This is a genomic window from Wolbachia endosymbiont of Cylisticus convexus, from assembly GCF_003344345.1.
Genome location: NZ_QPIP01000006.1, coordinates 17900 through 41020 on the forward strand (window position 1 = coordinate 17900; position 23121 = coordinate 41020).

Consider the following 23121-nt stretch of genomic DNA (forward strand, 5'->3'; position numbering starts at 1 on the left):
TTAATATAATTACTTAAACTAACAATTAATCACTAAAAGAAAATAAATTGAGCTTTTCTAGACTGCAAAATCCAGCTGTATGATTTGCAATTAGTAGGTCAAGTTACAACTGTACGAACATTATAGGTAATTTGCATAGTAGAAAGTGCTATCCCAGTGTCACCTGGGATAACAATAAAGGAGAAAGTAGGAAAGAGCTATCTATTCTGTCCTTGCATATTTTGTTGTTCAGTGGTAGCGTTTTCCAAATTTGTAGAGATAGTAGCAAACATCCTTCTCGCTAAAGCCGTTGACAATGCAGCACCAATTCCAGCTCCAGTTGCAGCTATAAAACCAGGGCCTAATAATTCCATATTTGTTTCAGCGCTGCTGCTAGTTATATTGTTAATTAACATCATCGCGCCTGCTCCTAAAGCTGCTACTAACCCAATCCTCGATGGTTTACTTGTTGCATCAAGAGAATATTGTACTACTTCTCTAAGCCCTGAATTCCTGTTTTTTAACGCTACTGCTATTGATGCTGGTAACATGACCATTATTGGCATGGATAATAGTCCTCCAAGTGTTGTACCAATAATTTCACTCACTTTTGATTTTCCAAGATTCACTCCTAAGGCTGTTATACCTAATACTCCAATTGAGGTGATAATCCTTACATTTCTCTCTTCCATTTCTCTCACATGCGCCTCATATTGTATTGCAGCTTCTGCTAACGCTAACCCAATACTATTTGGTTGCTGTGGAATCTGATTTACTCGCCCTAACTCTTGTGAAGTTTTCCCTCCAATACTTTTGACGGCATCTTCTAAGTCTAACAATGATCTGTTATTTAACCTTACGTTATCTTGACTATCACAAAGGATAATGTAGCCTAAAATTGGCATTCTCAGATCACTCATTTCTATATCATCATTAATATGATCTTTTAATTCATCAATAATCTTTAATGCTCGCTCTTTCATATCTTTTTCCTCTTCTGCATTAATTGGTGCAAGTATGAAAAAAATTATTCCAAGCAACTCTTGTTGTAAGTTTTTTAAATCCATGATAATTACCATTAATATTTAGTTAAATAATATAGTGCTATAGTTACTTAATCAAGTTAATTATTAAGATATTAAAGAATAAAATACCAAAGAGTAATATCCTTAGCCGTAAAATACAAAAATAACTGACGGGTTCTTTATAATTAGAAATATTAAGGAATTTACTAAATAAAAAAGGTAAAAGAAGCCCTAATTGTTATCTACTTTTCAGAGTCAGCTATTTAGCTAACTCTGAAGAGTAGGAAAGAGCTATATGTTCTGTCCTTGCATATTTTGTTGTTCAGTGGTAGCATTTTCCAAATTTTGTGAAGATTCAAATTCTTCTTGCATATCCAGTATGTCTTCTATTACTTGCTGATCTTCATCTCTTTCTTCTAATTGAAATGCTGCTGCTTCTTGAGGTGCTTCTAGCAGTTTTTTTAATATTTCTGTGCGCAGTTTCTCTGTTATTGATTTCCACTGTAGCATTACTAGCATTTCATTGTGCAGCACTGACATTTTCTGTAGTGTTTTCACTTTTTCTGACAGTCCTTTATTTTCTTTTTGCAATGCTTCTATTTTTCTTTGCTGATACTGATTATCTGAATTTGTCATTGGTAATCCATGCATAACCTACTCCAAGTTAAAATTTAGATATTATTAATTAAGTGATACAGTTTCTTTAGTCAAGATAAGCATCAATATATTATAACATTAGGATTAACAACTAAAAGAATAGAATGAAATATCAGGCAATATTCCCTATAATTAAACTTTTAAGATGGAAAAATGACAATTCGTGTAGGAATTAATGGTCTTGGTAGAATAGGCAGAAGTGTATTGCGTGCTATTTTTGAAATAGAAAAATATGGTGAGCAAATAGAAGTCGTAGCTGTAAATGGGTCACTCAGTGCTGAGCAGCATGCACATTTGATTAAATATGACTCTGTTCATGGTAAATTCAGTGGTGATATTGATTTTAACGAGTCTGGAAATTGGCTATCTATAAATGGTAAAAAGTTTTCTTTATATAGAGAACGGAATCCTGAGAATATTCCTTGGAATGTTGATGTGGTACTTGAATGCACTGGTGCATTCAACAAGCGTGCGAAAGCAGCAAAGCATAATGCAGAAAAAGTAATTGTCTCTGCTCCAGTTTCAGATGCTGACGTAACTATAGTTTACGGCGTAAATAACGATATGTTCAAAAAGGAGCATAAAGTGATCTCAGCAGGTTCTTGTACTACAAACTGTCTGGCTCCAATTGTACACGTTTTACATTTTAATTTAGGTATAAAAAGCGGTTTTATGACCACTATACATGCCTATACAAATGATCAAAATATTCTTGATGGCAATCATAAAGACTTGCGCAGGGCAAGGGCTTGTGGCCTGTCTATGGTGCCAACTACAACTGGGGCAGCAAAAACTATTGGTTCTGTTATTCCTGAGTTAAAAGGAAAGCTAGATGGCACTGCCATTAGAGTTCCAGTTAGCAATGTTTCTATGGTTGATTTTAAATTTACGACTGATACGAAGGTAACAGTTGGAAAAATAAATGAAATGTTTAAGAATTCAGCAAATCATGTACTTTCCATATGTAAAGAACCTTTAGTTTCAATAGACTTTGTTCATAACCCTTATAGTGCAATTGTGGATTTAGCTGGTACATATGTCACAGGTGATATCTGTAGAGTTGCAGCGTGGTACGATAATGAATGGGCTTTTTCACTAAGGATGTTAGACATAGCGTTATTGTAAAGTATGAATAAAAAATATGCTTCATTTTATGAGCACTTTGCGGAACTCAGAAAAAGGGTTATTTTTTGCTTTCTATTTTTTTGTGTTACTTTCGGTTTTTGTTACTACTTTAAAGAAAATACATACCGTTTTTTACTTGCACCTTTAATAGAAGTTACAAAAGATAGTGATGATTTTTCTCTAATCTATACAGACTTAACAGAAGCGTTTTTCGTATATCTCAGGGTTGCAATAATGAGTGCACTTTTGTTTTCTTTTCCTGTGTTTGCATGGCAATTTTATATGTTTCTAGCACCTGGATTATATAAACGCGAAAGGGCAGTGTTGCTGCCATACTTAATTGCAACACCAGTTTTGTTTATAACGGGAGCTGCTGTAGTTTATTACTACATATTTCCCTTGGCCTGGAAATTTTTTATTGCTTTTGAACATAGTGGAAAGTCTTTCGGTATACCGATAGAGTTTATGCCATCAGTTAGTGAATATTTAGACCTTGTTCTCCAATTCATGTTTGCGTTTGGTACTGCATTTCAAATTCCAGTCATACTCACCTTAATGGTGAGGGTAGGGCTACTCACTGCACAAAGTTTGTCAAATAAACGCAGAATTGCAATAGTGGTAATTTTCACTATTGCCGCAATCTTAACTCCACCTGATGTACTAAGCCAAGTAGGACTTGCAATTCCAATGCTGGTACTATACGAGCTCTCTATCCTAATATGTAGATATATTGAGAAGAAAGCAAAGGATTGAATCAAGAATATTAGCTATAAAAAAAGGATGAACACCAGAGCGCTTTTTCTTGCTTGAGTATATTAACATTGATAGTGGAATTATGTAAACTGCCCTTTACTAGCTACCTTCTGGGCATCCCGGCGAGACAAGGACGAAAGTCTACCGAAAATTAACAGTAGTCACAAGGTGTTAGACCAAATTAACATTAGTGTAGTAATCAAAAATGACCTAGAAGCTTTACAGTCATTAGTATCGAAAATTACATAATATATATTATGGAAAATATAAGCAACACAAGCTTTCAGCAAGAGAAAATGCAATTTTTGCTCTTCTCAAACAGCATAAAAAAGTGCCTGTTGCACCTCCAGATTAGCATCGAAAAATGCTCAAGTACTAATAACGCGTAAACTACGTATTCCACTGGATTATCAACTGAGTTATTCACAATGTTGTGAATAGCCCCAACACCAAGCGATTAACACTGCTAAAGAGCAGCCACAGATAGTTTTTGCTACCATCTTCTCTCTTTACTGATATTAAATACTCGCAGCATGCCTTGAAAGGATGCATAGTTTCACAATTTCTGTGGCAATCATGATGTGGATCGTATGTCCTAAGTATCGATGGAATCAAATCTTGTTTAGGTTTTAAATCATTTACCATAATATTCTCCTTAAAGTATTAATACTATATCGATAATAGTATAATTACTTTTCAGATACGTTTTTTTTATTGAAAATTTCAGAAAAATGTTGTATAATTATTACTATACTTTTTTGGTAAAACTTATGGCAGATTCAAGATTTAGTATAACTTTCAGCAAAGAAACTTCGAAGTGCCTTACTGGACTTGCTGAAGTAAGAAACAAATCTGTAAAAGAATTAACAGAGAAGTTAATGCAACAAGCAATTGAACTTGAGGAAGATAGAATACTAATCGAGCGTGCTGCTGAGCTTGATGTTCCAGGCACGAAAAAGATTAGAAGCGAGGATATAAACTGGGATACAGTATTAGCTAAAAGAGTTGAGGGTACAAACTGAAATATAAGATTACTTATTTAGAAAACGTTGTTAAGAAAGATTTCCCTGCTTTATCGTCACCAATCAAGAAAAGTATTATAAGAGCTATAGACGAGCGAATTGCAGATGAACCAATGAAAGTTGGTGCACCATTGCTCTACGAACTTAAAGGGCACAGAAGGCTACAAGTTAGCGATTATCGTATTATCTATACAGTAGACATTGCAGAGTGCGAAGTAACTATCACTTCAATAAAACACAGAAAAGAATCTTATAGGAAGAAAAATTAAAGTCAGTTATACTGCAAATTTACCTGCAATACTGCCACTCCTCCTAACATTTGATTTATAGCTAGCCAGCAATCTAAATTGGTAAACACGAAAAATTGATTCCCATTATAACGTCTTAATGCTAACTCCACCTGCATATAAATTTGCATGGCTTTTTTCAGTATTAAGCAATGCAAGTCCAATATTGTCCACACTAGAGCGCAGTTCTCCTACTTCTTCATTATTTTCACTAATTACTTTAGTGCCAATATTTGGAAGTGCATTTTTTCCCTCAACGAGGTAAAGTTTCCTTCTGAATGCTTCTTGTCTGCTCATTCGATTTACAACTTCCTGACCTATATAGCACCCTTTATTAAAGCTTATGCCATTTATCTTATCAATTAAGTATTGCAGCGGGAATGACGAATTTTGCACCATATCTTTCGCTCCATCTGCAATAAGATTTTGAATTCTAACTTTTTCATATTGAGTAAAATCTCCAGCTAATTCCTTTATTTTACCCTTATGTATGATCCTCATTCCTAAAGATCTATGTCTTGGATCTTGAAAAATAACTTGCGATTCATTACTATCCTCCGCTAATTTAGTATTAAACAAGACTCCAACCTCATGCAACGAACTAACATCTTTAATCCTCACTCTCAAGTAAGTTTTAAGCAAATCTAGTTTTTCAATTATTTGCTGCAGATGAGTGTTTTCACACTCAAGAAAAATATATTTGTCATACTCAATAAGAAAAAAAATCGTATAGGTATTTTCCCTGAGGGCTAAGTAATAAAGAGTAAATGGCCTTTTGACTATCCAACTTATTGATATCATTTGTTATAATACCCTGCAAAAAACCTCTTGTATCTGGTCCATATAAAGATATTACACCACGGTTTGGTAGCGGTATGTAACCCATAAAACTTCTATTCAAATCTTAAATTATACACTTTTTCTTGTATCTTACTAACCCCAACCCTTGAAATGTAACCTTTAGATGACTACATAGAACTGTAGGTTAGTTTGTTAATGAGGAAAGACAAATGTTAAACGTAAACTTAAGTGTATTAGATGATAGCGTATTAGTAAAGCCTATCAACGAAGAAAAACAAGGTGGAATTGTACTTCCGTCAAGCGCTGAAAAGAAGCCTACTAAAGGTGAAATTATAGCAATTGGTAGTGGTTCACGCAGCTCAAGCGGAGAGCGCGTAGCTTTAACTGTAAAAGCTGGTGATAAAATATTCTATCGCCAATGGGCTGGAACAGAAGTAGAGCATGATAATGAAAAGTATATCGTAATGAAGGAATCAGATATACTCGCTGTTATCAAATAGTTATCTCTATTTTACTAAATTAATGCGCTATATAGTGCATTATGTATTTTAATATTTTAAATTTTTTAAGGGGTGATAAAAATGGCTAATATAGTAGTATCAGGCGAACAGTTACAAGAAGCCTTTCGTGAAGTTGCAGCAATGGTTGACTCAACGGTGGCAATAACTGCAGGGCCTAATGGAAAAACAGTAGCAATTAGTAAGCCGTATGGTGGACCAGAGGTCACAAAAGATGGCTATAAAGTAATGAAAGGCATAAAGCCTGAAAAACCATTACACGCTGTAATAGTAAATGTCTTTGCTCAGAGTTCCTCTCAATGTAATGACAAAGTTGGTGATGGTACAACAACGTGCTCAATACTAACTAGCAATATGGTAATAGAAGCTTCAAAGTTAATTGCAGCTGGAAATGATCGTGTTGGTATCAAGAATGGAATACGGAAGGCAAAAGATGTGGTATTAAAAGAAATTACGTCGATGTCTCGCACAATTTCTTTAGAGAAAATGGATGAAGTTGCACAAGTTGCAATAATTTCTGCAAATGGTGATAAAGATATTGGTAGTAGCATTGCTGATGCTGTTAAAAAGGTTGGAAAAGAAGGTGTTATCACTGTTGAAGAAAGTAAGGGTTCAAAAGAATTAGAAGTCGAACTTACAACTGGTATGCAGTTCGACCGCGGTTATCTCTCTCCATACTTTATCACAAATAATGAAAAGATGAGCGTGGAGCTTGATGATCCATATTTATTGATTACGGAAAAAAAACTTAATATTATTCAACCTTTACTTCCTATTCTTGAGGCTATTTTCAAGTCCGGTAAACCTTTGTTTATCATTGCAGAAGATATTGAGGGTGAAGCATTAAGCACTTTAGTGATCAACAAATTACGTGGTTTAAAAGTTGCTGCAGTAAAAGCTCCAGGTTTTGGTGATAGGAGAAAGGAAATGCTCGAAGACATAGCAGCTTTAACAGGTGCTAAGTATGTCATAAAAGATGAGCTTGGAATCAAGATGGAAGATTTAACCCTTGAAGATCTTGGTACTGCTAAAAATGTTAAAATCACTAAAGACAATACTACAATTGTTAGTGAAGACAGTGACTGTGATAAACAAAACAGAGTAAATGTTAGAATTAACCAGATTAAGTCTCAAATTGAAACTTCAACCTCTGATTATGATAAAGAAAAGCTAAGAGAACGTTTAGCAAAATTATCAGGTGGTGTTGCTGTGCTCAAAGTTGGTGGAGCAACTGAAGTGGAAGTGAAAGAGCGTAGAGATAGAGTCGAAGATGCGCTGCATGCAACAAGAGCTGCAATTGAAGAAGGTATAGTTCCAGGTGGTGGAGTTGCACTTCTTTACGCTGCATCTGCTCTTGATAAGCTAAAAGGTGCAAGTGATGAAGAGCAAATAGGTATCAACATTGTCAAAAAAGTTCTCAGTGCTCCAATCAAAAGATTGGTTAAAAATGCTGGTCTTGAATCTGCTGTTATCATTGATCATCTAATTAAGCAGAATGATAAAGAGCTTATATACAACGTTGAGACTATGAACTATGCTAATGCATCAACAAATGGTGTAATTGATCCGACAAAAGTAGTTCGTTTTGCTTTTGAAATAGCAGTATCTGTAGCAAGTGCACTCATTACTACGGAATCTATGATAGTTGATCTACCAAACAAAGAAGATAATGCTTCATCACCTATGGGTGCAGGAGCAATGGGTGGAATGAATGGATTCTAAATAAATAAAACAAGCCTTGGAGCAAGTTGCTCCAAGGTATCTTTCCAGTTCTCGGAAATCTTACATTATATTGCGACTGCTTAACAATAAAAAATAGCATATGAAAGTTATAATTGCTAGTATACTTGTATTAGTATAACACTATATTAATAAATAATTTATATAATATTATTTATTATAACAGCTAAAATTCAAATTATTTTCTTCGTAAATAGAGTATTTATGAAAATACGTATACATTCAATGCTACTTTTGCTTTTTTTTTGCACTCAATTGCATGCTGAAGAAGAAGTTGCAAAATTTGATCTGCTCATTGGTAAAGTAAATGAAGCAAATCTCGCCATTGAAGGCGCAATAAAGGTTACAATAAAACCGGGTTGGCATATATATTACAAAGATCCTGGAGATTTCGGCCTTCCCACTTCCTTTGATTGTAAGGGTAACACATCAAATATAGATATCCATTGGCCTACTCCCAAGGAACATGAAGATAAAGTTGGACAAGTTACATTTGTTAGTAACGTATATGAAGATATGGTGTTATTTCCCTTTAAAACTAATATAGTTCCAAATCAGGAATACGTTGATATTAACTTTCATATAAAGTATGCAATATGTAAAGATAGGTGTATCCCTAAAAATGCTGAGGTAAAAACCAGGCAACCGCTAAAGGATTTTATAGACTCTGATATCAATAAACTCATAAATGAGTGGTATGAAAAATAGAGTTCTCAGTGGGCAAGTAAGGCAATAGTTTAAAAATATTATTCCTGCTAATTTTTGAACAGATTGTTTAGTGGCTTTAGCTAATTCAATAAGCTGTTGTGAAGTTTCTGGGTTGAAGGTTATACTAACCTTTGATAAGTTATACCAAAGTTTATGGGTAATTATACAGCATTTTTCTGAATTTTTTTAATAAAGAATTTGCAGATCAAATAATAAAAGGCATGAATTTTTTCATAAGGTATCATAATTTAGGAGAGTTTGCTAATTTAAGTTGACGCCATTGCCTGTATTAAATCATTACTAAAAATTAAATATTAAACCAGCTTCAATATTATGGGTGGATATGTCGTCTGCAACAGGTGTTGGAATATTAAAGTAACGATAGCCGAGAAAGGTTTTAACTTCTGGAATTATTGAATAATCAACACCAAGCTTTATTTGATAAGCAAACCAAGGAATATTCATCGGTATCAGACCTTGTAATGATTCATCAAGCGCTTTTAATCTAAAAACTATTGATCCTATACCAAGACTGATATACGGAGCAAATTGCGTATTTTGAACATTGGGGTTATAATAAAAATTTAATAGAAACGCAGATACGCTTGCTGATCTATCAAATATCGGAGGAGAATTACTATCTTTAATATTGACTTTAGAATACATGGTCTCAAAATCAACTCGGCCATTTTCCCCAGCATAGTAACCTACAGATATGCTGCTAAGCCACTGGAAATCAATTTTACCGTTAAACTTCTGTATACTCTCAATTTTATTCACTAATCCCGCTTTGATAAGCACTGATCCTAACCTGTCTTGCCAAGAAAGATTAGGATCAGCTGTATCGATTAAATTAATAAACCATTGCCCTATTCCTTTAATGCCCTTCACAAACACTTCTGAGCTATCATTGTATATCTTACCGCCGTTAGCACTAACATAAAAACCAAGTTTTTTTGATTTTTCCTTTGTAATCTGCTCATTATCAACTTGATCTGCAATACGTGACCACATATTTTTCTGATCAACTACTTGGAGAATAGAAGGTGAATTACTTTCAAGTTCTTGATATTTTACTGGTATTTCTTTTTCTGTAACCTCTTCAGAATGTATCACACTTTCATTATTGTCTGTTTCTAATTTTAAGGGTTGCACTTGCTCAATGTGTGTATTGTTACTGATATAAGTAATAAAAAAATAGACACATGTAATGAAAATGAAAAATAAAGTAACAGATATTTTATTCATCACCAATGAATTATTATTTATAGCATAACTACTTATATCATATATTTCTTTTATGTACAAAAATTAAGAAAGAATATTTCCAATTAAATAATTATTTTCTGTTCTTGTAACATGAACTTTCACAATACTTTTAGCTTGAACTCTTGATTTAAGCTTTATTAGTGCAAAATTTTCCGCTCTACCGATATGATTTTGTTCAACCAGAACACTTTGTTCAGTGCCAATCAAAGATTGATAAAAACTGCTCATCATTTCTTTATTCATTTCCCTTAAGCTTTTTACTCGTTCTTTACGCACATTCTCTGGTACTTGCGGCATTCGTGCAGCAGGCGTATTTTTCCGCTCTGAATATGGAAAAGCATGCAGGTAAACTATATTTATTTTTTTTAATAGATCAACTGTATCCTGAAACATTTCATCAGTTTCTGTTGGAAACCCAGCAATAATATCAGCGCCAAATGCTATATTAGACCTCAAGCTCTTCATTTTATGACAAAATTCTATCACTTGCTCTCTGTTGTGACGACGCTTCATTCTCTTTAGTATTAAATTATTACCAGATTGTAGACTCAAATGTAAATGAGGCATAAGTCTTGACTCATTAGCTATTAAATCCATTAATTCGTTGTCAACTTCAGCAACATCAATAGAGGAAAGTCTTAGTCTCTTTAACTGTGGTATATCCTTTAAAACTCTTCTAATCATTGAACTAAGTGATGGCTTAGCAAATAAGTCTGTACCAAAATCAGTAATATCAACCCCTGTAAACACTACTTCTTGATACCCATTTTCTATAAAAATCCTAATTTGCTCTATAATACTGTTTATTGGCACAGATCGATTATTCCCTCTTGCCTCAGTAATTGAGCAAAATGTGCAGCTATGATTACAACCATTTTGAATTTCAATAAATGCTCTTGATTTATCTTCAAATCCATTAATTAGAATGGGTTTTACTTGGTTATCACTAACTAAGATTTCATCATTATTTAGTAGATAATTTTCAGCTCTTAGCTTATCTTGATTACCCAGCACTTTACTTACACCCGGAATATCACTATATGATTCAGGATCCAACTGAACGGCACAGCCAACTACGATAATTTCTTTACTTGGGTCATTTTTATAAATCTTACGTATTTTTTGCTTTACTTGACGTTCTGCTTCGTTTGTCACTGCACAGCTATGCACTACAACAACATTTTCTCTCTTTGTTTTTTTTAATGCTTCTTTGATTAACTCACTCTCGTAAAAATTTAGACGACAACCAAATGTTATCACTTCATTCATATTCTTTGCTTCAATAGACCTAAATTATATCAAATATCCAAACAAAATGACTATTTTTTGGTAAATAAGTGCTTGCTGAATTATGTGCTGCGTTTAGAGAAATATAGCCAGAGTACTAAATCCTTATCTAAAATGTACCATATAACTATACTGAGTTGTAAATATGACACAAGAATTTAGATTATCTTAGTTATTTCATTGTATAAAGTACTTTTTTATCAATAAAGAGGACTATATGAGTGAAGCAACTTTTTCTGAAAAAAATCAGTTTTCTAGAGATGACATAGCAGAGTTAAAAGAACTTATGTGTCTTGAACGAAGTGAAATAAGTCAAAGTGGAGGAACAGGACTACTAGAACTTATAGCTGAACAGGAGCAAATGCTTGAGGGTTTAGGGATAGAATCAAAAGAGCTTTTATGTTCTCAGCATACAGGAATGTATGAGAACCTTAGCCAGCTCTATTCTACGGATCTCGAAGTGTTATAATATAGGTTATCATCGTTATTGGATGTCTAATGTGTATTCTGTTTAAATAACTTGTAAGTGAATTAATAACTGCAAAAGTTGGGGGATATAAGACTTGAACTGATCTTTGCTCCCAGAGCTTTATTTTGCCTCTCCTCTACTCGTAGCTTACCAGTAAACACTATAATTTTGTTATTTAAAACAGAATCGCTAGAATTGGAGCTCACGGAAAGAATTTGCAGATATGCAGTCAGGTTATTTAACATTTTAATGTTGCGTTCCTGAGAAAAAAAGGCTTAAGGCCAATGATAAAAAATATTAACCTTAAGCGATATAAATAAAAAGCAGTCCAACAGTTTTGCTAAACCCTGAAGCTTACTATACTACCATGCAAATTCATCTATATCCTTTATTACATAAGTGTCAGAATAAGCTTCATCCCAAGTTTCCTCTAATTTTGGGAATGTTCAAAAAAGCATAGGTGTCAAGTTAAGAGAATACGCCCAATATAGCAACCATTTAAGGTTTATTTGTTATATTTATTTTTTAAGAAATCTTGATCTAAAATAAGATAATTTTTTTTAAAGAGTCTGTAAATTACTAATTTTATCGTTTAATATCTAAAATAATTTTTACCGCTTCCCTTCTTTCTTATGCCACTTTTCCTTAACTTGACGCCTATGGTTCAAAAAAGTGTGTCAAACTGAAAAAAAAAGTAATAAATTGATATAAAAAATGGAGGCTTGACACACTTTTTTGAACATTCCCGGCTTTTTCTTTAGCAGTATCTACACTACTTATACTCTAGATCTAGCAGACGAAAGAATAGAGGAGTAGGCACTAATGATTTATCATCTTTTCTGGTTTCACTATCCTTTCAAATTCTTCCTCAGTGAGTAGCTGAAGTTTTACCGCTGCTTCTTTTAGAGTGATGTTCTCTTTATAAGCAAGTTTAGCTATTTTTGTTGCATTATCGTATCCTATATGTGTATTTAATATAGTGACCAACATTAATGACTGATTCAGTAAATCCTTTATTCTTTCTTCGTTTGCTTTAATACCAACTACGCATTTTTCTGCGAAATTTAAACTTGCATCAGCTAAAAGTCTTATAGACTGTAAAACATTGTAAATTATCACTGGCTTAAACACATTCAATTCAAAGTGACCATTTGAGCCGCCAATTGTCACAGCAACATGATTTCCCATAACTTGAGCACATACCATAGTTACTGCTTCACATTGAGTTGGATTCACTTTACCTGGCATGATTGAAGAGCCAGGCTCATTTTCTGGTAACATTATTTCTCCAACTCCGCATCTTGGACCAGAACCAAGTAACCTTATATCATTTGCAATTTTCATCAAACTGACTGCTACTGTATTGAGTGCTCCACTGAGCTCAACCAAAGCATCATTTGCTGCTAGCGCTTCAAACTTATTTTTTGCTGAAATAAACGGAAGATTGGTGATTCCTGCCACTTCTTTAGCAAAATCCTCGGCAAAGCCTTTTTTAGTATTGAGTCCTGTGCCAACCGCGGTGCCACCTTGTGCAAGTTCATATACGTTAGTCGATTTTACTCTCTCTATTCCCTTTTTAATCTGAACCGTATAGCCAGAAAATTCCTGTCCAAGTGTTAGAGGAGTTGCATCTTGCAGATGAGTACGTCCTACTTTTATTATATCTTTAAATTCCTGAACCTTATTATTTAGCGCTTTATATAATTCCTCAAGATTGGGAATAAGCAAGCGGTTTATTTGCTCTGCTACTGCTATATGCATTGCTGTCGGAAAAGTATCATTTGATGATTGACCATAATTCACATGGTCGTTTGGATGCACTGGAGATTTACTACCCAAATCACCGCCTAAAATCTCTATTGCACGATTGCTGATCACTTCATTTATATTCATATTGGTCTGCGTTCCAGACCCCGTTTGCCAAACAACAAGCGGGAATTCGTTATTGAATTTACCGTCTATTATTTCCTTTGCAGCTGCACAGATTGCGTCCCCTACCCTACTATCTATGCTACCCTGCTTCATGTTAACACGTGCTGCTGCAAGTTTTACTATTGCTAACGCTTTAATCAGAGGCTCCGGCATTTTCTCTGTGCCAATTTTGAAATTTTCCAAAGAACGTTGAGTCTGCGCTCCCCAATAATGTTCACTTAGTACTTTTACTTCTCCTAAGCTATCTGATTCTATTCTAACTTTTTTATCCATATTTCCTCCTTCTAGTACTTGACACTACATATGTAAATCATATTGGGTTTCAGTGTCAACTGTCTATTACCTTCCAAACTCTATCAATTTCAATATTAGATCTTGTATGTAACTGCCAATGCTATCACTATGAGCACTAATTCAACTGCAATTGTCTCAGCTGATTAATACACACATTTGAGGTACTGCTGATGGGACCTAGAGGTGAACTACAGTGATCATCATCATCGCTATTAAATACGCTATCAAAGCTTGAAGATCTAGATTTTTTTTCTGAATCATCAATTTTTTCTGTAAGGTGATAAAACGTTTTTGAACGACTACACAAAACCTCCTGTTTACTAACAAATAGTTGATCACTCACTGGACTTAACATTTCTACTTGGCTATTTAAGTATTGCACTTTACCGTTTAGCTCTTTTCTTTCTTTATTTATTCTTTCAATTTCCTGAACTTTATCTGCAACTATTTGCATCAATTCCTCAATCTTATTCTCATATTCTTTAAACTTTGATTCCCGTAATAGATGGTATTCCTTCTCTACCTTTTCTTCTATCTCCTGCCGTAACTGTTCTCTTTGCCTCTCACTCTGTTCATCTTTAAGCTCTAGCTTGCTCTTTAACTCTCCATTTTCATACTTTAGTTGATCTATACATTGTTTATAAGATTCCAAATTTGTGTTGTACTCATCATCTAAGCTTCGCATTTGAGATTTTAAATTCGTTAACGATTTATCGTGTTGATATCTCATGCGGTCTACTTCATTTTCATTTTCATTTGCCTCTTCTTCTAACTGATTCACTTTACTTTTCAGTTTCTCTCGTTCTGCATTAGCAATTGTTAACTTTTTCTCTAGGTCTTCCTTTCCTTCATGCACACTTTCAAGTTCTTGTGCTTTTCCCTGCAACTCTGTTGACATATTTGCTAGCTTTTCATTTTTTTGTGTCAGTTCAGCTTGCAATTTTGCATTTTTTTGCTTTTCTTTTCCAAGTTCATTCTGTAAATCACTATTATACTTCTCTAATTCTTCAATTTTTTGCTTAGCCTTGTCGAGTCTATATTTTAAATTCGTTAAACGCTCATTCTCTTCAATCATTATACGTTCTGCTTGCTCGCTCTCTATCTGCAATGTATCTTCCAGTTTCTTATTTTTTGCATTGGCAACTTCCAGCTTTTTCTTCAGGTCTTTCTTTTCTTCATGCACACTTTCAAGTTCTTGCGCTTTTTCTTGCAGATCTACTAATATACTTGATAACTCTTCATCTTTCTGTGTTAGTTCAGCTTGCAATTTTGCATTTTTTTGCTTTTCTTTTCCAAGTTCATTTTGTAAATCACTATTATGCTTCTCTAACTCCACATTTTTTTGCTTAGCCTCATCGAGCCTATATTGTAAATGGTTCCTCTGCTCGTTTAATTCTCTAATTTCTTGCTCAGCCTTTGTAAGCTTTTGATCTAATTGTTGTGAGTTAACTTCTGTTTGCACTGCAGCTTCTCGCAAATTCTGAATTGCAACTTCTTGCAAATTCTGAGTTTCAGCTTGTTGAGAGCCAATTCCCGTTTGAGTTTCAACGTGCTGCACAGCAACTTCTGTCTGAGTTTCAGTGTGCTGTAAATTAACTCCTGTTTGAATTGCAATTGGATGAATCACCTGAGTTGCAATCTGCTGTGGATTAATCTCTGTTTGAGTTGATACGTTGTTGCCAACGAGAGAAAGAATAGAGCTGTTTTTAATATCATTTTTAAGATCTTTCAGCTTTTCGTCTTGGCTATGTTCGTTATTTTGCAGATTACTAACAGCTGAAGCATTTTTATTCTTTGCCAATAATGCTTTTACAGCATCATGTAGAGAGAGGCCTTGAATATATAATTCCTCATTTTGTCTTACTAATTTCCAAAACTCCTTAGGTGGCGATTCAAAATCTTTACCATTAAACTGCAGTACTTCAGTTATACCAGAACTACTTACATTCATAACCATAGTACAGGTAAAAGTTTTCCCATGCTTGTCCTGCACAGGCCAAGTGCTTGTCATTTCATAATATGCATCCTCTTTAAATTTATAATGTCTTTCCTTACCTTTTCGATAAGCGTATATGTTATGCTTTTTATCGCAATAGATATTCAATTCGCTAATATCCCTTTCTTGCTGCAAGATATCGCTAATTCTTATTGGCTTACTTCTATTGTAATTAGTAAGGTTAATGTTTAACACTCTATTAGCATCTTCAGTCTCTACATAAAGAGCTTGAAGCTCTATGTCTTTCCTTCTAAAATACTTACTTACAGCTTTTTTTTGCCTGATTTGCTAATTCTATAAGGTCTTTATACGCTTTTTCATCATTTGCCAAATCCATTAACGAGTCATAAAACTCCCATTTGCCCTGACAGTATTCTTCTAAAACAGTAATGTTATTTTTTCTTTTCAGCTCTGCTAATATGTTTTTTAATATCAGGAATTTTGTTGACATAGTACACCCCCTTTACTACATTGTTTTGGTAATACATCTACTTTAGGAGTGACTAAGCTATCAGAACTCCTTTTATGTTAACCTTTGTAGTTAAATTTAGTTGCATTAGGAGTAACTGCGAGTATCAAACCCGGCCTTAGTTATTTGCTTATTATTCCTCACTACCTATTTGTATTACTATACTAATATTAGCACTACATTTTAGGCTATGCAAGAATTTTTATTGGACGCGAAAACTATAAAGGTGCTACCTTAAAAAGCTTTGGTTTGACCTTGTCTAAAAAAGCGTTAGCAAGATCAATAACATTAGCTCACAATCATCCAGGAGGAAGATTATTTAGTAGAATAAAGCTTCAATCATTCCATGATTTCTGTATAGTTTTAAAAACTCAATGAGTATATATGAAAGCAATAATAGGCAGTGCTAGTAAAGGACTAAAAAATTCAATAGCGAGTGGGCTAAATGTTCAACTATTCCCTACTCGGGTGTTAAGATTTGCCGATGGTAAGGTAAATGTAGAAGCTTCTCCCTTCCTGTAAGGTATTTTAGCTCTAATACCTTATGTTATGAAGATACAAGTAGCAAATGATCTACATAATCAAGAAGTATGCGTATTTCTCCACCTGTAAATGATAACCTTATTGAGCTTCTGCTTACAATTGATGCAGCAAAGAGGTCAAGAGAGTACGGCAATTGTTCCTTATTATGAATATAATAGGCAGGATAGGGTTATTAAAAACAATAATATGCAATCTGCCTTAAGTGCTAAATTAGTTACAACCATTCTTCTATCCTTTCTAGTTGCTTGTAGCTGTTAAATCTTAGGAATTTATTGAAATACGGAGAGGCAATGAAGGGAGTAGTATCTCTTAAATAATTAGATAAGAAATTTGGTAGAATATTCTGAAATTCGTGCATTTTTTGTCTATAATCTTTCAAAGCAATAACCTTTATTTTATCATAATCAAGTTTCCAATAAGCAAGCTCCGAGACTTCTTTTTTTGTTGTGTATTCCACTGCTAAAGCTTGTAAAGTTAATTGCGGGAAAAATCCTGACATAACTTCCTCATTGGAAGGTGGTGAACCAAGTTTATAATCTATAATTGCTACTTGCCCACTTGGTAGATACTCAAGTCGATCGCATCTTGCTGTCAGTGAAATTTCTTCTGTCACTCGAGTAGCTCGACACTGATCATGAAATATTGGATAAGAAAACTCCTTCTCTAACTCGATATGATTGTTTCTCACCTCATCAAATTCGATAAAAGATTGAGTTATTCTTTGCAGTCTTATCCACCACATATTTGAAAAGTGGAACCGATTAGACAAGAATACTTCTCGTGCAATAATCATTAGCGACTTTTTGTTGCGTAAATATCTTGCAAGAATGTTGTGCACCATAGTGCCAAATTCCAATATAGATGGTTTAAAATTCAAGTCTCTTAATTGTTTAAGGCCCAGTATATATTCAACGTAAAATGAATAAGGATTACGAATTAGCTTTTCTATTGCACTGCAAGACATCACCTGCATTTTTGCTTGCCTAACTTCAGTTTGAGGTTTGGGCATAGGCTGAGTACATGAAACAATGCACTCAGGTGTATTTAATATTCTTAGCCAATCGCGATAAGGATATTTTGATTCTTGTAACAGAACCTCCAAACGGCGCAATAGAATTGATTTTCTATCACTCACTAGCCTCGTAATATAAACTTTGCCAGTACCAAATAAATTGCGCAAAGTATACAAAAAGTACCCTTGCTCTTCTTGCACAGAAGGAAGGTTAAATTTTTCTCTATTCAGTGCACTCAAAAACGGATTCTGAAAACCTGGTATATCATTAAATCCAGCAAGTATTACAACTTTATTGTGATATAAGCTGAATTTATCTAAGTTATCTTCTGGAGAAAAAAATTTTCTTTTTAAAAATAATATCAGGATTTGGCTATATAACTCTAAGGAGCATTTGATTGCTACATCCTCACATGCATTTAAGAAATCACGAGTAAAATTACCTATTTCACCATTTAGCTCTAAAAAATTGATATTAGAAAGCACATTAACACACTGCAAATGAGCTGCTGTCATATCAAAAATAGTATAATTTGTAAAATGAAGTAAAGAATTAAATATAATCTTCAACTTACTGATAATGATTAATATATCTTCTTTATATCTTAGCTTTTCACAAGTATTAATAGCGTTAATAATATCCTTAAGACCATTTGTATTAAAGCTACGCAATACTTCTATCTCAAACTCAGACAAAATACAAGTGTATTCTTCTTGAGTGTAACCAAAAGTCACTAGACTATGTTTTAGTAGCGAAAGCAGTGCCACACTGTTCCAATTTGAGGTCAAAACTTCAATGCTGTAAAATAGGAGCGTTATACAAGAATAGTTTTCCGATATGGTGCACGCCATACGAGCTGCAAGTAATTTATCAAAGACAAACAAAGAAACATTTTCGTAACCTTCATTCTCTATAATCAGTGACGTCACTTGTGCTTCTTCCTCCCTCGAATCACAAGTGATAACTTCGATATTTTCAATACACCCATCACTAACCTTATTTAGATTGGCAGTTGTATCGAAGATGTAATCTAGATATTCCGTAGAACCTCCTGTCATCTCAGCTCTTTTTTCTTCCATCCAAGTAGCTGACACTGGTTCTTTTTTTTGGATTCCAGCGTCACACGCTGGAATGACACCAAAGTGGGTGTTTCTAGCTCCCCCCTCTGTCATCCCAGTGCTCCGATACTGGGATCCATAGACTCCAGAAAGTACCTCTACGTCCTTCCTGCTTACATTTAAATAATCGAGCAGATCTTTTAGGCAATGTTGATAGTGTTTTTTATCAAGTGATTTCCAATCTTTTTCTTTAATTTTCAAATTCAGGTTAGGTAGAATTATCTTTCCAAATGGCAGATCATATATAGCCTTAATCAATAACTTGTAGATTTCACCCTTTCCAATTCCAACAAAGATTATATGTTGATCTTTCTGCAGGGAATCCATCATATTATTTATGTAGTCACTCTTATGCTTTAGTATATCTATTACTCCTAAATCTTTTAAAGTGTTACTCCAAGTTTTGATAAGTAAATTTATGAAATTCACTACTTTCTTTGAGTGCTCATCAAGCTGATAATCACCCTCTATTTGGGTATATTGAAGCAATGACAGCAGACTGTAAACCAGATCGATTGGAAAACTATCATTGTTTTTTTTATTCCACTCCAATATGAATTGAATGAGTAGCAGCGTTCTCTTTGTTGGGTTGATAACTTTAACTCTATCAAGATTTAATATTAAATCTTCTTCATCAATATTCTCTAGTGAAACTATCTCTGGCAAAATTATAGCGCTGCAACTCTTGAATGCACTCAGTAATGCTATCACATCCCTCTTGCAGGGAAGTATGATCTTTATTTCAGGAATTTCTTTTCTTTCATATTCAGAAAATATATGCTGAACCAGCACATCAAAAAGGGATTCATCTACGTTAACGGTAAAAACTCTTCCCATGAAAAATGACTACTAGTACAATGCTTTATTGTACAGCAAAATATAAATTTGCTCGCAGTTTCTTATGTTATTATATATCAAATTCTTTAATAATATTGCATGACAAACATCAGAATAGAAGTTTTAAATAAATGTAAGCAAGTTGGCCACAGGTGGTTAGTAAATGTTTACTCGATTTACATAAGCAAAGAATTACCATCAAAATTACACGAAGAAATTTGTGAATTATTTTATAATAAAGTCATACAAGACTGCCGTTATTATTTCTACAATGAAGACCTTGAAGAAGTTCAATATAACTTCATAGAACCACAAGCAAAGTGGGGCTTGGAGATAAGCTTCTTACCTGGCATGACCGACAATGTAGGCAACACAGTGAAACAAATTGTTAGAGAGTATTTAATAAGCAAAGGCTATGTCGATGAAGATGTTCATATAAAAGCAAGAAGTTCAAAATTGATTCTAAGTCAAGCAACTGAAGACGATATAAAACAAGAGTTCAACCCTATTACTGAGTATTGTACACTTATCTGCAAGAACTACAGCCGGAAATATTATGGTAAATCGAATACAACATCTGGTGTCATCCCAGTGCCCCGACACTGGGATCCAGAAAATTTCAAGCAATTGTATAATGCAAACTGGATTCCAGTGTCAAGCACTGGAATGACAGAAGGTAGGGTTGGGATGACAGAGGATAGTACTAAGTCTGTTGACCTCAACGTGAGTGACCAAGAGCTTGAAAAAATCAGTAGAGACGGAATCGATGGTAATGGCACTTTAGGGCTCTCTCTGATAGCAATGAAAGCTATAAAGGATTACTTTAAAAAGCTCGGTAGGAATCCATATGATATTGAACTTGAGTCTCTTGCACAGACTTGGTCTGAACATTGTAAGCACAACATCTTTTGCTCTTCTATTGATGAAATAAAAGACGGCTTATATGCACATTATATTAAGCGTGCAACGCGTGAGATAAATTCTGACATATGTGTATCAGTTTTCTCCGACAACGCAGGAGGAATAATCTTCGATGACAATTACTTGATTGTAGACAAAGTTGAAACCCACAATAGTCCTTCAGCTCTTGATCCATTTGGTGGAGCAATGACTGGAGTGCTTGGAGTTAATCGCGATATAGTAGGTTTCGGCAAAGGTGCAGAACCTATAATGAACACTTATTATTTTTGCTTTACCAAAGAAGCAAAAGGCAAACTTTATAGAGACAAAGAGCGCACTGATGAAATCTTACCGCCAAAATATATAATGAAAAAAGTGATCCATGGCGTTAATGTTGCTGGTAATTGCTCTGGTATTCCAACGCAACTTGGATCGATATATTTTGATGATAGGTTCTGTGGAAAGCCGTTAGTTTTTGTTGGAAGCGTCGGGATCATTCCACGCAATATAAATAATGCACCTTCACACATAAAAGAACCCAAAAATGGCGATAAAATTGTAATTATTGGCGGAAGAGTTGGAAGGGATGGCATTCACGGCGCAACATTTTCCTCAGAGGCGCTGTCAGGAAGCAGCCCTTCAACAGTTGTGCAAATTGGTGATCCTATAACGCAAAAAAAATTGTCCAATGCAGTTATAGAAGCAAGAGACCTCAGTCTTTACAATGCAATAACAGATAACGGAGCAGGAGGGCTGTCATCTTCTATAGGTGAAATGGGAAAAGATGGATTTGAAGTTGATCTAAGCAAGGTTCTACTTAAAAACGATGATATGGCTCCATGGGAAATATGGATATCAGAATCACAAGAGAGAATGACCTTAGCAGTGCCGAAAGAAAACCTCCTTATGTTCAAGCAGATCATGGAAAAACATGATGTGGAAGTCAGCGTAATTGGAGAGTTCAGCAATAGTGGTAAAGCTATTGTTAAATGTCCAAAAGGGAAAGTAATAATGGATATGGAAACTGAGTTTTTGCATGATGGCAACCCTAAAATGCATTTACAGACAAAGCCGTATTCTAAGGAGCCTGCCGTCATTCCAACACGCAATACAATAAATCAAGAGACTGAGCTAAAAGAAATGCTAAGCAGACCAAACATATGCAGCAAAGAGTTCATAGTGGCACAATACGATCATGAAGTTCAGGGCTCGTCAGTGCTGAAACCATTGCAGGGCAAGGGAAGAGTGTGCAGCGAAGCAATTGTTTCAAGGCCGGTTCTTTCTTCAAACAAAGGTGTTGTGAAATCACAGGGGTTTGGCTCAAGTTATGGAGAAATTGACACTTACCATATGGCAGCATGCGCGATTGACATCGCAATACGCAACTATGTAGCTGCAGGAGGAAATATAAATCACTTGGCGTTGCTCGACAATTTTTGCTGGTGTGATGCTTACAATCCAGAAAGACTTTGGCAACTAAAGAGAGCTGCGGAGGCTTGTTATGATTATGCAACTGCATTTAAAACGCCATTTATATCCGGAAAAGACAGTATGTTCAATGACTTCAAGGGATATGATGAAAATGGCGAGAAAGTGATGATATCTGCACCACCTTCATTACTCATTTCAGCAATTGGAATTATAGAAAATATTGAAAATGCAGTATCGCTTGATGTGAAAATGCCAGGGGACTTAATATACGTGCTTGGAGAAACACTTGATGAACTTGGTAGGTCTGAATATCAGTTATATAGTGGAATAGGTAATAACAACGTACCAAAAGTAGATGCAAAGAAAGCCAAGAAGTTGTATGAGCTCTACAATCTGGCAATAAAAGATGGCATAATTGCCTCTGCAATTGCACCAAATCTGGGAGGATTGGCTGTTGCTTTGGCAAAATCGCTAATTGCAGGTAATCTTGGTGCTGAAGTTGATCTTTCAATAGTGAAAGTAGGAAAAACACAGAATATAGATCTAATAAACAAGATAATAATGTTTTCTGAATCGCAAAGTAGAATATTAGTAACCATTGCCCCGCAAAATCAGTGGAAGTTTGAAAAATTGTTTAAAGGTATAGTTTTTTCATGTATTGGCAAAGTGACAGAAGAGAAATTTCTAAACATAAAGGATATCTTAAAAGTAGATCTGAAAGATTTGGGAAGCAGTTATCGTAGCATAATATAAAATATTTTTTGTATTATGTTTAATAACTCTTTTACTATACGTAATGTTTACTTAGAATAAATGTATATTATTTCTGGGTAGGTAACTATGTCTATTTTATCGATACTCTTGTTTATCAGTCTTTCTTTACTCAACGCTTCAAATAAATTAATGATATGTGCTGCTTTATTTGTGGGAGCTGCTTTAGTTGTCAAC

20 protein-coding genes and 2 pseudogenes are annotated in these 23121 nt (G+C 34.5%); 11 read left to right on the forward strand and 11 right to left on the reverse strand.

Features of this window, described 5'->3' with window-relative positions; genetic code table 11:
* Nucleotides 1-197: 197 nt before the first annotated feature.
* Nucleotides 198-1046 (reverse strand): hypothetical protein, encoded by an 849-nt coding sequence (locus Wcon_RS01280; protein ID WP_114516928.1) that lies wholly within the window; start codon nt 1044-1046, stop codon nt 198-200.
* A gap of 249 nt (nt 1047-1295) precedes the next feature.
* Nucleotides 1296-1655: a hypothetical protein gene (locus tag Wcon_RS01285; RefSeq protein ID WP_047758708.1), complete on the reverse strand. Its 360-nt coding sequence runs from the start codon at nt 1653-1655 to the stop codon at nt 1296-1298.
* A gap of 159 nt (nt 1656-1814) precedes the next feature.
* On the opposite strand from Wcon_RS01285, the gene gap reads away from it, so the two are divergent.
* Nucleotides 1815-2786, forward strand: a complete 972-nt coding sequence (gene gap / locus Wcon_RS01290) for a type I glyceraldehyde-3-phosphate dehydrogenase (protein WP_047758707.1) — start codon at nt 1815-1817, stop codon at nt 2784-2786.
* 3 nt (nt 2787-2789) lie between these two features.
* Entirely contained in the window at nt 2790-3539 is a 750-nt protein-coding gene (gene tatC / locus Wcon_RS01295) for a twin-arginine translocase subunit TatC (protein ID WP_114516929.1), read from the forward strand.
* A gap of 423 nt (nt 3540-3962) precedes the next feature.
* Here tatC and Wcon_RS01300 read toward each other — a convergent pair whose 3' ends face one another.
* Nucleotides 3963-4184 carry a hypothetical protein gene (locus tag Wcon_RS01300; protein WP_114516930.1) on the reverse strand — a complete coding sequence of 74 codons (222 nt, stop codon included), beginning with the start codon at nt 4182-4184 and terminating at the stop codon, nt 3963-3965.
* A gap of 125 nt (nt 4185-4309) precedes the next feature.
* On the opposite strand from Wcon_RS01300, the gene Wcon_RS01305 reads away from it, so the two are divergent.
* On the forward strand, nt 4310-4561 hold the full coding sequence (locus Wcon_RS01305) for a hypothetical protein (protein WP_047758704.1): 252 nt from the start codon (nt 4310-4312) through the stop codon (nt 4559-4561).
* 8 nt (nt 4562-4569) lie between these two features.
* The gene (locus Wcon_RS01310) at nt 4570-4830 is read left to right on the forward strand and encodes a type II toxin-antitoxin system RelE family toxin (RefSeq protein ID WP_255351233.1); all 261 of its coding nucleotides are present in this window, start codon (nt 4570-4572) and stop codon (nt 4828-4830) included.
* A 105-nt stretch (nt 4831-4935) separates the two neighbouring features.
* Here Wcon_RS01310 and ygfZ read toward each other — a convergent pair.
* Nucleotides 4936-5734: pseudogene (gene ygfZ, locus Wcon_RS01315) on the reverse strand (CAF17-like 4Fe-4S cluster assembly/insertion protein YgfZ).
* Nucleotides 5735-5858: 124 nt separating this feature from the next.
* Here ygfZ and Wcon_RS01320 point away from each other — a divergent pair.
* The 3 genes from Wcon_RS01320 (at nt 5859) to Wcon_RS01330 (ending at nt 8615) form a co-directional block, all read left to right on the forward strand.
* Nucleotides 5859-6149 carry a co-chaperone GroES gene (locus Wcon_RS01320; RefSeq protein WP_114516931.1) on the forward strand — a complete coding sequence of 97 codons (291 nt, stop codon included), beginning with the start codon at nt 5859-5861 and terminating at the stop codon, nt 6147-6149.
* Nucleotides 6150-6230: 81 nt separating this feature from the next.
* Entirely contained in the window at nt 6231-7889 is a 1659-nt protein-coding gene (gene groL, locus Wcon_RS01325; protein WP_114516932.1) for a chaperonin GroEL, read from the forward strand.
* 222 nt (nt 7890-8111) lie between these two features.
* Nucleotides 8112-8615 carry a protein-disulfide reductase DsbD domain-containing protein gene (locus Wcon_RS01330; protein WP_047758699.1) on the forward strand — a complete coding sequence of 168 codons (504 nt, stop codon included), beginning with the start codon at nt 8112-8114 and terminating at the stop codon, nt 8613-8615.
* A gap of 300 nt (nt 8616-8915) precedes the next feature.
* On the opposite strand, the gene Wcon_RS01335 is transcribed toward Wcon_RS01330, so the two are convergent.
* Both Wcon_RS01335 and mtaB read right to left on the reverse strand, forming a co-directional pair.
* Entirely contained in the window at nt 8916-9863 is a 948-nt protein-coding gene (locus Wcon_RS01335) for an outer membrane protein (RefSeq protein ID WP_410543445.1), read from the reverse strand.
* Between the two features lie 63 nt (nt 9864-9926).
* Nucleotides 9927-11153: a tRNA (N(6)-L-threonylcarbamoyladenosine(37)-C(2))-methylthiotransferase MtaB gene (gene mtaB / locus Wcon_RS01340; RefSeq protein ID WP_114516933.1), complete on the reverse strand. Its 1227-nt coding sequence runs from the start codon at nt 11151-11153 to the stop codon at nt 9927-9929.
* A gap of 235 nt (nt 11154-11388) precedes the next feature.
* Here mtaB and Wcon_RS01345 point away from each other — a divergent pair, with 235 nt between their 5' ends.
* On the forward strand, nt 11389-11640 hold the full coding sequence (locus Wcon_RS01345; protein WP_114516934.1) for a hypothetical protein: 252 nt from the start codon (nt 11389-11391) through the stop codon (nt 11638-11640).
* Nucleotides 11641-11729: 89 nt separating this feature from the next.
* Here the strand turns inward: Wcon_RS01345 and Wcon_RS01350 are convergent.
* From Wcon_RS01350 to Wcon_RS11725, 4 genes and pseudogenes are all read right to left on the reverse strand, one after another.
* A pseudogene (locus Wcon_RS01350) lies at nt 11730-11915 on the reverse strand (hypothetical protein); the annotation flags it as partial.
* Between the two features lie 544 nt (nt 11916-12459).
* A complete protein-coding gene (fumC, locus tag Wcon_RS01355; RefSeq protein WP_114516935.1) occupies nt 12460-13845 on the reverse strand; it encodes a class II fumarate hydratase in 1386 nt (461 codons plus the stop codon).
* 136 nt (nt 13846-13981) lie between these two features.
* On the reverse strand, nt 13982-16057 hold the full coding sequence (locus tag Wcon_RS01360) for a coiled-coil domain-containing protein (RefSeq protein WP_237349965.1): 2076 nt from the start codon (nt 16055-16057) through the stop codon (nt 13982-13984).
* Between the two features lie 64 nt (nt 16058-16121).
* Nucleotides 16122-16313 carry a hypothetical protein gene (locus Wcon_RS11725; protein ID WP_237349966.1) on the reverse strand — a complete coding sequence of 64 codons (192 nt, stop codon included), beginning with the start codon at nt 16311-16313 and terminating at the stop codon, nt 16122-16124.
* Nucleotides 16314-16715: 402 nt separating this feature from the next.
* On the opposite strand from Wcon_RS11725, the gene Wcon_RS12980 reads away from it, so the two are divergent.
* The gene (locus Wcon_RS12980) at nt 16716-16853 is read left to right on the forward strand and encodes a hypothetical protein (protein ID WP_237349967.1); all 138 of its coding nucleotides are present in this window, start codon (nt 16716-16718) and stop codon (nt 16851-16853) included.
* Nucleotides 16854-16976: 123 nt separating this feature from the next.
* Nucleotides 16977-17132 (forward strand): ribose-phosphate pyrophosphokinase-like domain-containing protein, encoded by a 156-nt coding sequence (locus Wcon_RS12985; protein WP_237349971.1) that lies wholly within the window; start codon nt 16977-16979, stop codon nt 17130-17132.
* Here Wcon_RS12985 and Wcon_RS01370 read toward each other — a convergent pair.
* Complete coding sequence (locus Wcon_RS01370) at nt 17089-19842, reverse strand: PD-(D/E)XK nuclease family protein (protein WP_114516936.1); 2754 nt, start codon at nt 19840-19842, stop codon at nt 17089-17091. The genes Wcon_RS12985 and Wcon_RS01370 overlap by 44 nt on opposite strands.
* 99 nt (nt 19843-19941) lie before the next feature.
* Here Wcon_RS01370 and Wcon_RS01375 point away from each other — a divergent pair, with 99 nt between their 5' ends.
* Nucleotides 19942-22926: an AIR synthase-related protein gene (locus Wcon_RS01375; protein ID WP_114516937.1), complete on the forward strand. Its 2985-nt coding sequence runs from the start codon at nt 19942-19944 to the stop codon at nt 22924-22926.
* Nucleotides 22927-23121 lie beyond the last annotated feature (195 nt).